At 47.2% G+C, this 12,026-nt stretch carries 8 protein-coding genes and 1 pseudogene; 8 read left to right on the top strand and 1 reads right to left on the bottom strand.

Going from position 1 to position 12,026, the window contains the following annotated elements:
• The 4 genes from G485_RS0116475 to G485_RS0116460 all read left to right on the top strand — a co-directional run.
• On the top strand, positions 1-2,485 hold a 2,485-nt coding region (locus G485_RS0116475; RefSeq protein ID WP_027093434.1), incomplete at its 5' end, for a DEAD/DEAH box helicase.
• Between the two features lie 224 nt (positions 2,486-2,709).
• Positions 2,710-5,250: a DEAD/DEAH box helicase gene (locus tag G485_RS0116470; RefSeq protein ID WP_240489175.1), complete on the top strand. Its 2,541-nt coding sequence runs from the start codon at positions 2,710-2,712 to the stop codon at positions 5,248-5,250.
• A 39-nt stretch (positions 5,251-5,289) separates the two neighbouring features.
• Positions 5,290-5,751 (top strand): HD domain-containing protein, encoded by a 462-nt coding sequence (locus G485_RS26950; RefSeq protein ID WP_084423348.1) that lies wholly within the window; start codon positions 5,290-5,292, stop codon positions 5,749-5,751.
• A 154-nt stretch (positions 5,752-5,905) separates the two neighbouring features.
• Positions 5,906-6,091, top strand: a complete 186-nt coding sequence (locus tag G485_RS0116460) for a hypothetical protein (protein ID WP_027093432.1) — start codon at positions 5,906-5,908, stop codon at positions 6,089-6,091.
• Positions 6,092-6,263: 172 nt separating this feature from the next.
• On the opposite strand, the pseudogene G485_RS26945 reads toward G485_RS0116460, so the two are convergent.
• A pseudogene (locus G485_RS26945) lies at positions 6,264-6,914 on the bottom strand (IS256 family transposase); the annotation flags it as partial.
• A 244-nt stretch (positions 6,915-7,158) separates the two neighbouring features.
• Here G485_RS26945 and G485_RS0116450 point away from each other — a divergent pair.
• The 4 genes from G485_RS0116450 to G485_RS26940 all read left to right on the top strand — a co-directional run bounded on the left by G485_RS0116450 (position 7,159) and on the right by G485_RS26940 (position 11,818).
• Positions 7,159-8,511: a DDE-type integrase/transposase/recombinase gene (locus tag G485_RS0116450; protein WP_027093431.1), complete on the top strand. Its 1,353-nt coding sequence runs from the start codon at positions 7,159-7,161 to the stop codon at positions 8,509-8,511.
• Entirely contained in the window at positions 8,504-9,301 is a 798-nt protein-coding gene (locus G485_RS0116445; protein ID WP_027093430.1) for an ExeA family protein, read from the top strand. The genes G485_RS0116450 and G485_RS0116445 overlap by 8 nt, the downstream gene beginning before the upstream one ends.
• Before the next feature lie 522 nt (positions 9,302-9,823).
• Positions 9,824-10,582 (top strand): hypothetical protein, encoded by a 759-nt coding sequence (locus tag G485_RS0116440; RefSeq protein ID WP_027093429.1) that lies wholly within the window; start codon positions 9,824-9,826, stop codon positions 10,580-10,582.
• A gap of 270 nt (positions 10,583-10,852) precedes the next feature.
• Positions 10,853-11,818: a recombinase family protein gene (locus tag G485_RS26940; protein WP_240489174.1), complete on the top strand. Its 966-nt coding sequence runs from the start codon at positions 10,853-10,855 to the stop codon at positions 11,816-11,818.
• The last annotated feature ends 208 nt before the right edge of the window (positions 11,819-12,026 follow it).

Below are 12,026 nucleotides of genomic sequence, written 5' to 3'. Positions count from 1 at the left end.
TTTAGAGAAAGAAGAATTTATTCTATGTGAAGATAACCGAATTCCCGGCGTAGTAAGTCATGAGTTTTCATCCGATGATGTACTGGATAAGCTGAAGAAGTTGGCCGAGGAAGAAGTTGCCGAGATTTATGTTCATACACTTCCTGCGAAAGAAGCTACTTTTGCGGATATTCCTGAATCAACGCCAGAGCCCATCAAGGACGCCTTACATCGAATGGGAATTACGCAGTTATATTCTCACCAAGCACAAACAGCCGATGCAGTCCATTCTGGGTCGAATGTTGTCTTGGTCACTTCAACATCATCCGGAAAGACGTTGTCCTATAACCTGCCGATTCTTAGTCGTTTATATAACCATCCTGAAGAACGTGGATTATACATATTTCCAACAAAAGCGTTAGCAAATGATCAGTTGGATCAAATTAAACGTTTTGGCATGCAACGAACGGAGAATAATTCTTCCTTGGATGAGTGGTTTGAAACTCAATTGCACTTAGGAGATCGCCTGATTCATATCGGCCGGCTGGATGGTGATACCGAGAATGGGCCGCGGCAGCGAATCATGGAAAAAGCACAGGTATGGATGACGAATCCGGATATGATTCATTACTCCATTCTCGGGCAAGTTCAGAAGGTGAAGTACGCGACCGCACACCACATTCGAAATTATCTGCGGAACCTCAAATTTATAGTGCTTGATGAGATGCATATGTACCGAGGTACATTCGGAAGTCATGTCGCATTGGTACTCAGACGCCTGCTTAAGGTTTGTCGAGAACTTGGTAATACTCACAACATCCAGATTATTACGAGCTCAGCAACGATTGAAAATCCTATTAGATTAGCAGAGGATCTTACAGGTCTTAGCGGATTCACCCTCATCAATACAGATGGTTCCGCCCATCAGAAAAAGGGGATCGTCCTCTGGAATCCCGGTATGTCAGCCGATGAACAAGTCCGCCGCGCGCCTTCTACCGATGCCATTACGATGGCGAAACAGATCATGACTGTTGATCAGAAAGTGATTAAGAGCATCATTTTTCAACCTTCTCGCAGCCAGACTATGGTATTTACCCGTTATATCAAAGACGTCTTGCGCCAGCCTCTCCGACTACCAAAAGAGAAAGTGGAAGGAGAAAAACTCGCGGCATTTTATACCGGAATACTGCCGAATGATACTCGGAAACGGATTATTGAGAGACTCAAGTCCCACGACATTCATGTCATTATTACTACCAATGCCCTTGAAGTCGGGATTGATATCGGTGATTTGAGTCTTGCCGTTCTTGTTGGTTATCCCGGATCGAAAGCGGCATTCTCCCAACAGATCGGACGTGTTGGCCGCAAAGGCGAGGGTGTTGCCATACTGATCTGGCAGGATGAACCGCTTCAGCAGTATTACATGCGTAACCCGCTTGAATTTATCCATAAAGCTCCCGAGGTAGTTAGGATTAATCCAACAAATTACAAGTTGTTAGCCATGCACATCCCGTTACTAAGAGAAGAGCTCGGGAGAGAAGTCACGAAGGAAGACTTGCAGGACATGTTTCCTGGATTACTCGAAGATTATATTGAGACTGTACTGCAAGTAGCTGCAACAGCTAACGATGAGGCGATCGTTGATGACAAGTTTAGTCTTCGATCAATGTCTGGTAAAAATTACAGCGTAACCATTCGGGGACAAAATCAAACGATAGTAGACAGTTTGGATGAGTGGAGTGCTCTTCGTGATTTTTATGAAGGCGCGATCTATTGGACTCCTGGAGAGAAAGGCTATCGAGTAGACTCTATCAATCGCAGAAAAGGTGAAATTATTGTATTGCCTATTCAGGAACTAACCTATTACACTCAATCTACTTATCGCGATATCATCGATATTATGCAGACTTATCAGAAGCAACACATCGATGGAATCGATATGGCTTATGGTGAACTGGAGATTAAGCGGAGTGTCTTCGGTTATAAAAAAGTTTACTTCGGACAGAAGCATGAGTCTGAGCAGGTTCAATTGAATCATCCGTCCGTCACCCGATTCACTCCGGAAGGAATGTGGGTTACACTAACGGATTCTCAATGGAGCCAATTGAAAAATGGCATTCAGGAGTTAGCGGATGAGGGCAGATCCATCGACTTATTGGCTGAAGCTTCCCTTCACGCTGCAGGTCACGCTATGACTTCGGTTATTCCTGACCTCATTATCTGCGACGCTAATGATTTTACAGGGTTTTCGGCGAGCGGGATGACGGCTTTTGCCAATAGACCTGTTATCGGCTTCTATGGCGAGAACGGGTCCGGTCTCGGGACCATCGAGGCGATTTACGAGAAACTTCCGCAAGTACTTCGAAAAGCGCTTGAGCTTATTGAGAGCTGCCCTTGTGCTGAAGGATGTCCTAGCTGCGTACAACTCCCCGGCAAAGGGAATGTTGAATTGTTTAAGCCTGGGGCCAAAATGCTGCTGAAGATTTTGATTGAAGGGATCGATTAAGAATGCCTGTAATCTGTTCCGCTTGCGGAGGCCAAAGACCTTACGGGGACTTCATTCAAATCAGCTATAAGGCGGATCCAAAGGGCTATTACCGTAAGATCCATCAACGGGCAAACGGGATTCGAGTTTCAGAATGGCGCTCCCTTGAACCCGATACGGAGTCCTATATAAACAAACCATCCGGCGTTTATTGTTCACATGATAGACATTCAATCTTGGACGACATGCTGACACCGGAAGAAATGGAATTGCTCATAGACCGCAGACTTCCCGTACAACAAACATTCGATAGTGAAAATCTCGTTCAGCATTTGCTCGAACTCGGAACCCGTATCCGAAGTGACGTACATGTGCATCAAATTGACGCCAATCAAGGCGCTTATGCTGAACAAGTCCTGATCCCCAGTTGGCTGGAACGGAAGCTGCAATCTCTGGGGATCGAAAAGCTATATTTGCATCAAGGAGAAGCAATACAGAACATCCGTGAAGGACGCAATGTCGTTCTCTGTACGAAAACCGCATCGGGAAAATCATTGGCTTACAATGTTCCCATCATGGAAAAATTGGTTGCTGATCCGAATGCTTGTGCGCTATATTTGGCTCCGTTCAAGGCATTGGTCGAGGATCAGTTTGCCCACCTGAAAAAATGGGCTGATGATGTAGAAGCACAAGGGAATCATTTCTCACTAAATGGATTTTCCCGATTCTCTGTAAATGGGCAACAAATATCTGTTGGGCTTCTTCATGGGCAACGAAACATTCCAGAACATATGAGAAAAGATCAGGCATCTAGCTTCGTGTTCTCTGAGGGGCGCTATTGGCTGACAAACGTACACTATCTGCATTTAATTCTTCAAGGTGCAGGTTCGCCTAAGGGAAAAGGCCCCCAACTGTTGCGCTTTCTGCAAAATCTTCGGTTTGTCGTCATTGATGAGCTGCATCAATACTCAGGCTTGTTAGGTTCAAAGGTTTCTTTGGTCCTTCGCAGATTAAGAATGTTATGTGACAGGTTGGGAAATAAAAACGTCCAGTTTATTGCCTGCTCGGCTACAATTGCTAATCCAAAGTATCTAGCTGAAGAATTAACAGGAATGCGTGGAATGAAAGGATTTCATGAAATATCGGGAGTACAAGCGCCAGTAAAGAAGAAAGCGATTTTGATGTGGAATCCGGGCTTATCAGACGATGAGCAAAAGAAAAGGGCCGTTGTTTCCGATCTCTATGAGATTCTGCGCACGATCTACAAGGAAGGAAGATGGCCGAGAAGTATCATTTTCACAAGCAACCGCCAGCAAGCCCAGCTTTTAAGTCGTGAAATAAACATGATACTGCGCAGCCACCTTCATGATCATGGCGGGCTTTCGGCAGACGAACCACATGAGTTTTTTCTGCCGTACCATGCATACCTCACTCAAGAAGTTAAAGAACGAACCATACAAAAACTTGAGCAAGGCGAGATCCTTGGAGTGGTCACTACTAGCGCCCTAGAGGTCGGAATTGATGTGAAGTGTCTGGATGTATGTATCTTACTCGGATACCCTGGCTCCCAGGCTTCCTTTTGGCAGCAGGCTGGACGAGTGGGACGCAGCAGAGACGGTGTGGTGATTATGATGCTTCAGGAAGAGCCATTGCAGCAATACTTCGCCCGCAACCCTGAAGAATTCTTTAAGCTCCCGCCTGAATCAGCAGCGATTAATACAACGAATCCAAAGCTGTTGAAGGAGCATCTCGCATATGCAGCTCATGAGCAGGGTGGAACGGTCATAAATGCAATGAACTATGTCCGCTCATCTGTAATTCGCAAAGTAGTCGCTGAGGCAAGCGATCAGTGGCAGCAGGTCGAAGGAAAACTCCATTACCAAGGTGAAGCACCCCGGTATCAAACTTTGTTTACAATGGGCGATACCTATACGGTTGTAACCAAGAACGGATGGAATGAGGATATCTTATTCCAAAGTGTCGACGGGCGTTCCTTAATACGAGATTATCATGTCGATGCTGTATTTCTGGGACCAGACAATCGTACCTTCTATAAGGTCAAGTGGGTCAACGGTAAGCAACGCAAAGTGGTTGTGGAGCCGGTAAGAACGGATTATCATACTCGCGGAATAGTCCGCGATAGCATAGAAATCCATGACATCACCCATCCACTGAGAAGTGACGCGGCGATCAAATCCAATCTTGGAAACATCATCGTAAAACGAAGCACATTTGGCTACAAAAAAATCTACAATCACGGCGCAACGCCTCCCGAAACCGTGCAATTGACAAACACATATCCTGTCAGTTTCCAAACCGAGGCGTTTTGGCTGATGTGGGATCACCAAGGAAGGGATGAACTTAAAGGTCTGCTCAATGATGTACTGGATCGCGATACCATTGACTTGGAGACCATGGCTGAGGGAAGCCTTCATGCGGTTGAACATGCCATAGCTTCGGCGATACCGGCCGTTGTAAGGTGCAGTATGGCTGATTTTCAGCACACCTCTTTTTATTCTGGCTCAGCATTGTTTGGAATGCCCGGAATGTTCTTCTACGACAGCCAAGCAGGGGGCGGTTCAGGTATAGTCGAGGTCGTTGCGGAAAAATTCGGGGTTCTCTTGGAGAAAGCCCAACAGATCATTAGCAGCTGTGGTTGTTCGGACGGCTGCCCATCCTGCATTCAGCTGTTTCATTGTGAGAAGCAGAATGAGCCGCTGCATAAGGCTGGGGCTTTGCTGGTTCTTAATCACCTGCAAAAATATCCGGTTCGCAACCATTCATGAGAAACTGATCTTTGAAATTGAAGGGAGGAAACCGTGTCCATGACTTTAATCGATAAGGCAATTGAGTTTGCTGCCGTTGCACATCGGGAACAGCGCCGAAAAGGCACAGAGATACCATACATTAGTCATCCTTATGCTGTGGGCATGATTTTGCAGCGGGCAGGTTGTTCGGAGGAAGTTGTCGCGGCTGGAATTTTGCATGACACGTTGGAAGATACCGATACAACGGAGGAGGATTTACTGGCCTTCTTCGGTCCTAAAGTATTGGAAATCGTAAAAGGCTGCTCAGAACCGGACAAAGGTGCATCATGGGAGGAAAGAAAGCAGCATACGCTCGATGAACTTAAACATGCAACCGTTGCTATTCGGCAGACGTCCTGTGCAGACAAACTACACAATATTCGTTCGATTAAGAGGGACTTGAAGCAGTACGGTGAGGAGGCATGGTCTCGTTTCAAACGAGGACGTGACAGTCAGGAATGGTACTATAAGATCGTCTAGCTAACTATTTGGTGGAACGCGGGATCGAGTTTCAGTCGAATAGTGAAGGGCCAATCATCCTGATCGGCTTCTGCACAGCGCTGATGCAGCTATTGAACTTATATCCGCATGAGATTTATCATCATTTCAATAAATGAAATCGAGGAGAACCAATATGAGCAAAGTATATTTCGGCAAGTTTGACAGTAGAAGACCGCATCAAATCCAAGAGAAGTATTACGCCGCCGGCGCCAAGGAGAGTACCTGGTACGGGGGGATCGAACCTGGGGATTTCGTGTTTGTGGTGACCAATGCCAACGTAATTGCGTTATGGAAAGTGAGGGAATATGGGGGAATGTAAATTTTTTTGTGTAAATGGGTTTTTAACGGGTGGACAGTTACGTCAACGGCTTTACATGGAGTGGCGGGCATGATAGGCTCGCTTGCCATGCGATGCATATTTTACTGGCATCGCCCAATCGCAAGAAATCATGCCCGCAGAGGCTCCATGTCAAGCCGACTCAACAGTTGGATTATGCGGACAGTTCCCCTTGCAATCGATCTCCAAAATGGATGGCAAGTTGCGATATACATTCTTTCCAACTCCGAAGCGGCATAGTCCATTTCTTCGATGCCTCAACGGTAGCCAGATAGATGATTTTCCGTAGAGCATCGTCGGATGGATAAGCCGTTTTTGTCTTTGTGACCTTACGGAGTTGCCGATGATAGCCCTCGATGATATTCGTCGTATAAATCATCTTGCGTATCTCTGGGGGATAGCTGAAATAGGCGGTCAGTTCGAGCCAGTTGTTTTCCCAGGAGCGAATAATGATGGGGTACTTCTTTCCCCACTTGTCTTTGAACGTAGAAAAAGCAGTCTCAGCTTCTTCTAACGTAAGGGCTTGATAGACTTTCTTTAAATCTGCCAAGACTAACTTTTCTTCTTTGAACGGAACATATTTCATAGAGTTACGAATCTGGTGGATGACGCACAGTTGAATTTGGGTTTTCGGAAAAGCAGCATGGATCGCCTCAGAAAACCCTGAAAGACCGTCCTTGCAGGCGATGAGAATGTCTTCTACACCACGGCTTTTCAGCTCTGTACACACATTGAGCCAGAAGCTTGCACTTTCGTGCTCGCCGATCCAAATGCCCAAAATGTCCTTATGACCAGACATAGTAATGCTCGGATGTTTGGCATCGATCACCATTCGCTTCACTCAGAACCCTGTGGAGAAATCGTCCGTATCTTCGCAGTCTGCACATCATTGTATCGGACACTACGTCGGGGATGCCCCCGGCTGGCTGGCGAGAATTGTCCGCCCCATCGTCAATTCAAATTTGTGGGTACATACCCGTTCTGCATTCTTGTCCGCTTAGCCCTGCGGTAGACTCATCTCGAAGTCTACCAAGTGAGGTGCTAAGGATATGAAAGATCAAAAGAGAGCCGAGGCCATTGCGGCGGAGCGTGTACAACTGCTGTCTCCGCTTTTGGCAGAAGGACTTGACCCTGCCAAGGCGAGAGAGATCAAGGCTAGGATTTGTGAGCAGACAGGAATCTCCGAGCGGACGCTACGCCGGTATTTGGCAAAGTATCGTCAAGACGGTTTTGGGGGGCTAAAGCCGAAAGGCAAAGGGCGGCAACCGTCAGACGCAACGATTCCGCCGGAGGTATTAGAGCAGGCCATTCTGCTGCGCCGTGAGGTACCCAGCAGAAGCGTTGCCCAACTCATTCAAATCCTCGAATGGGAAGGACGTATCCAACCTGGTGAGATCAAGCGCAGTACCCTCCAGGAGAAGCTAGCTCAGCGTGGCTACAGCACACGCCACATGCGTATGTATGCTGAATCAGGTGTGGCCGCAAGGCGTTTTCAACAGCGCTATCGCAATCGTCTCTGGCATTCGGACATCAAATACGGTCCGTATTTGCCCATCGGTCCGGATGGTGCCATGAAGCAAGTGTTCCTTGTCACGTTCATCGACGACGCGACGCGGTTTGTGCTGCATAGTGAGTTCTATCCGGTCATGGACAAGACCATTGTGGAGGACTGCTTCCGCCGGGCGATTCAGAAGTTCGGCGTACCCGAATCGGTCTACTTCGACAACGGCAAGCAATATCGTACCAAGTGGATGACCCGTGCATGCTCCAAGCTCGGCATCCGGCTGTTGTTTGCGAAGCCCTACTCGCCGGAGGCTACAGGGAAGGTCGAACGTTTCAATCGCGTCGTTGACGCGTTTCTAAGTGAGGCAGCGCTTGAGAAACCGAAGACACTGGAGCGGCTGAATGAGCTATTTGCGGTGTGGCTGTCGGAGTGCTACCAGAACAAGCCGCATTCAGCGCTCGAAAACAAACGCAGTCCAGAATCAGCTTTTCGCAGCGACAAGAAGGCGCTCCGTTTCGTCGATCCAGATACGCTCGCAAATGCCTTCTTACACTGCGAGACACGTAAGGTCGACAAGTCGGGTTGCATCAGCTTCATGGATCGCAAGTATGAGGTTGGCCTTTCATTCATCGGCCGCACGGTGGATGTCGTGTTCGACCCTGCGGATATCACGGAACTTATGATCGAGTACGAGGGGCATACGCCGTGGCGTGTTCGGGAACTCATCATTGGCGAACGCGCGGGAAAGCGTCCGCCGTTACCGGACCACCTGAACAGATTGCCAGCTGACGCCTCAAGGTTGCTTGCTGCTGCAGAAGAGCGCAGCCGGGATCGAAAGGCTCAGCAGGTACCTGCTGTAGCCTACCGCCGGGTCAAGAAGGAGGACAGCCATGTTTGAATCCTTTTACGGGCTCCATTGTTCTCCATTTTCGAGGGATATTCCAACGAGTGAATTGTACGAGTCGGACATACTGGAAGAGACGCTCGGACGTCTTACGTACGCAGCTGAGCGGCAGTGGTTTGCCGTTGTTACCGGCGACTGCGGAACAGGCAAGACAACGACGATTCGCCGGTTTACCGAATTGCTCGACCCTGCCAAGTACAAGGTGCTCTACCTGTCGGACTCCAAGCTGACGCCGAGACACTTCTACAAAGGGCTGCTTGAGCAACTCGGCTGCGAGTCAAAGTTCTACCGAGGCGACGCCAAACGCCAGCTTCATCGCGAGATCGAGCTCATGCGCGGCATTCATCGGCTGCAGCCAGTTGTTGTCATCGATGAGGCTCATTTGCTCGACCGCGAAATGCTGGAGGAAGTACGCTTTCTGCTTAATTTCAAGATGGATGCACAGAGACCGATGGCGCTCATTCTCGTGGGCCAAAGCAAACTATGGGATCGCCTGAATCTTCAGGCGTATGCTGCGTGTCAACGCATCGACCTGCAGAGAAAGCTGCCCTACTATGATCGAGCCCAGACGGGCGCTTATATTCAGCGGCATATGACTTATGCCGGTGCAGAGCATGATGTTTTTACGGATAGTGCGATCGACGACATTTACCGTTTCTCCAGCGGTGCCGCTCGGATGATCAACAAGGCGTGTACACACTGCCTCATCTACGGCGCACAGAACAGACATCGGATCATCGACGATCATATGGTCAAGCGTGTCATACAGGGAGAATTATCGTAATTCTCCCCTTTTTCATTAATTCAGTCGGACATCTTGTCCGTCACCAGCAGGACAACTTATCCCGTCAACTGGTGGACATTATGTATTAGCAGTAACAATTGCCAGTTGGGACAGTTTGTAAACATTCTTGCGAAGTAGAGTTCTCATAAGAAGCAATCTCTGCAATAGTTTTCGCATTTTGCTTCCAATGATCCGAATACATGAATCCCAAAATATCGATATCTTTAATATTCTGATCGTTATCCATCTACATCTCTCCCTCAGATTCTGTTTCTTTGACCGTTCAGACAGCAGCTCTTGCTTAAGAAAGGAGGTGGGGCCCGATGGTCCACATCATTGATCTAAAGGTATCATTTGCTTTCGTTTTCTGTCCTGGTTGCTCCACAAATGGAGCAAAAGCTCGTTGGGTTTTCGGGTTATGCGAGGATTTCGGTCGAAAGAAACAAGAATCTGCTCCATTTGTGGAGAGTTGATGATGAGTGCTTTGATACGGGATTAAGCTGATGGAGTGTAAAGCTTAGGTTGAAGGAAGACCTTCTTCAACTAGCCTTAAAATTCATCCATGGTGAAATAGACGAAATGACTTATATCAGCAGGCATGATCGAGACTGGTATGAGGTGAAAGAACTGGCAGCTACTGACCCAATAACTTTTGGTATTCTGCTACGGAAACTATCCTTGCCTTATCGTCGAAAAGCATTGATACATGCCTTTAGTTTAAGGACAGCGGAGTTAAGAACACTCTTGCTGGGAGATTTTTCGGAATCTTCTTCTACAATTTTCGACTTAACGAACCCTTTGAAATCTAGGAGATTCAGCAATGAGCTACTGGCCCAATTTGGCATCATCCACCGTGTTCCTTTTGATTGGGCTTATAAGGATATGCTTGTTATGGAGCGATGGAACTTTAAAAATTATGATTTTAGCGGGATAGCTTTAACTTGTATGGAAGACCTGATTCCGTTATTGAGAATGGCTGAAGATCGTAATAGAGATGTAAAAGGATATGTCATCCAGACAAACACGGATCAAGAATGTTATATCCGTCTAGAATCACGAACCGATGTGATCGTCGTTGATCTATATCAAAATGACCTATTAAGTTTGGACAAACTCATGTCCGCTCTAAAATCGAAGTCCTTAACATGGTCAGGATTCATTACCCAATCTGTTGTACCTGGGCACCGGTACTGGACATTCATTGGGGCGGATAATGAATCGGCTATTGTTCGAATCATGGAAACGGAGTTCAAGTATATCCAAAACACCATGCGCTTGTGATAGGACAAACCGCAGACGGAATAAGGTGTATTGAGGTGAAAAGTATGGAGCGAATGCCGACAATCAAAATCGTATATGTGCCTCATACTTTATGTAGTGATTCAGTTCAAGTCTCAAACACCTTATCCGCTGCAGAGGCCAAAAATGCCGTTATCGATTACATCCTAAAGCGTTTGATCTTGAAACCGACTGAATAAGCCGGTTTTTTTGTTTCTCTCTTTGTCCATACTGGAAAGTGATAGTGATAAGAAAGGAGAAGAGCGAACCTCCATGTATACGGCCATATATCCAAGGGTTTCTACAGGCATGCAAGCATCAGAGGGCACAAGCCTTGATGCACAAATTGAGATTTGCATGCGGAAAGCGAAAGACTTGGGAATTCCCGAATCCATGATCAAAGTTTATCGCGAAGAAGGATTCACAGGTGAAGATATCGATCGGCCCGCCATGAATGAATTCAGACAAGATGTTGCGCAAGGGCTGGTCCGTCGCTTGATTGTTACCCCCCCCCCCGACCGGTTGACCAGGGACTTGACGGATAAATTAATCCTTTGCCGTGAGCTGGAGCGGAGCAATATCGAGCTGGTGTTCGTGGACACGGAATACCGGAATACGCCGGAAGGGCAGCTTTTTTTCAACCTGATGAGTTCCATAGCACAATACGAGTTGTCTTTAATCAAGAAGCGGACGGTACGCGGAAGACTCAAAGCGGTGGAAAAAGATAAGAAGATCATGCCCATGCGTGTGGCTCCCTATGGATATGATCTTCATGAAAATACCTTGATTATCAATGCGCAGGAAGCCGAATTTGTCCAGAAGATATACCACTGGTATGTTCATGAGAACTATACGCTTCGTGAAATCGGGGATCGACTCTATGCGTTGGGGGCGGTACCCAAACGAGGGGAAAGCAGGAACTGGAGCGCCAGTTCCATTAGAAGGGTTCTTACTTCTGAGGTGTACATCGGCAAGTTCTATTACAATCGTAGAGAAACCCGGAAGATTCGCGGGGAGAAAACCAAGAACGGCACACCGAAAAAAACATATGCCTTTCGCGAGGAGAAGGATTGGATCGAGGTTACCGTACCAAGTATCATTGACCCGCAACTGTTTGAATTAGCCCAGGTGCAGAAAGAGAAAAACATGAAACGGTCAGGAAATGTAAAGTATGAGTATTTGTTAAAATCCATGATCCGGTGTGGACATTGCGGCAGAATGTGGCAAGCAACTACTTAGGGCTTGCTGAACGAACAAAAAATCCTTATTCCACAAGGGATTTGAGCTACTTTTGTCGAATTTATCTGCAAGGAAAACATAGAAAATTGGCAAAAAACCTTGCAGATGGAGTGAGCGAACGTGTTCGTGCCGAATCGGGATATGGCAGATCTGTTGGAAAATTTCTACTTACCCTTTGGCGGGAAGCTTAATCCTGGGAATCGCTGGG

The sequence above is a fragment of the Cohnella thermotolerans DSM 17683 genome (genome assembly GCF_000429825.1).
Classification (GTDB): Bacteria; Bacillota; Bacilli; order Paenibacillales; family Paenibacillaceae; genus Cohnella; species Cohnella thermotolerans.
Note: the sequence above shows the minus strand (reverse complement) of the source record. Positions and strands in the feature narration are given on the sequence as shown.

What these genes read in the sequence shown, in the direction of transcription:
- G485_RS26940 (WP_240489174.1), top strand. Translation starts at nt 10,853, where the DNA reads ATGTATACGGCCATATATCCAAGGGTTTCTACAGGCATGCAAGCATCA.
- G485_RS0116450 (WP_027093431.1), top strand. Translation starts at nt 7,159, where the DNA reads ATGAAAGATCAAAAGAGAGCCGAGGCCATTGCGGCGGAGCGTGTACAA.
- G485_RS0116445 (WP_027093430.1), top strand. Translation starts at nt 8,504, where the DNA reads ATGTTTGAATCCTTTTACGGGCTCCATTGTTCTCCATTTTCGAGGGAT.
- G485_RS0116470 (WP_240489175.1), top strand. Translation starts at nt 2,710, where the DNA reads ATGCTGACACCGGAAGAAATGGAATTGCTCATAGACCGCAGACTTCCC.
- G485_RS26950 (WP_084423348.1), top strand. Translation starts at nt 5,290, where the DNA reads ATGACTTTAATCGATAAGGCAATTGAGTTTGCTGCCGTTGCACATCGG.
- G485_RS0116460 (WP_027093432.1), top strand. Translation starts at nt 5,906, where the DNA reads ATGAGCAAAGTATATTTCGGCAAGTTTGACAGTAGAAGACCGCATCAA.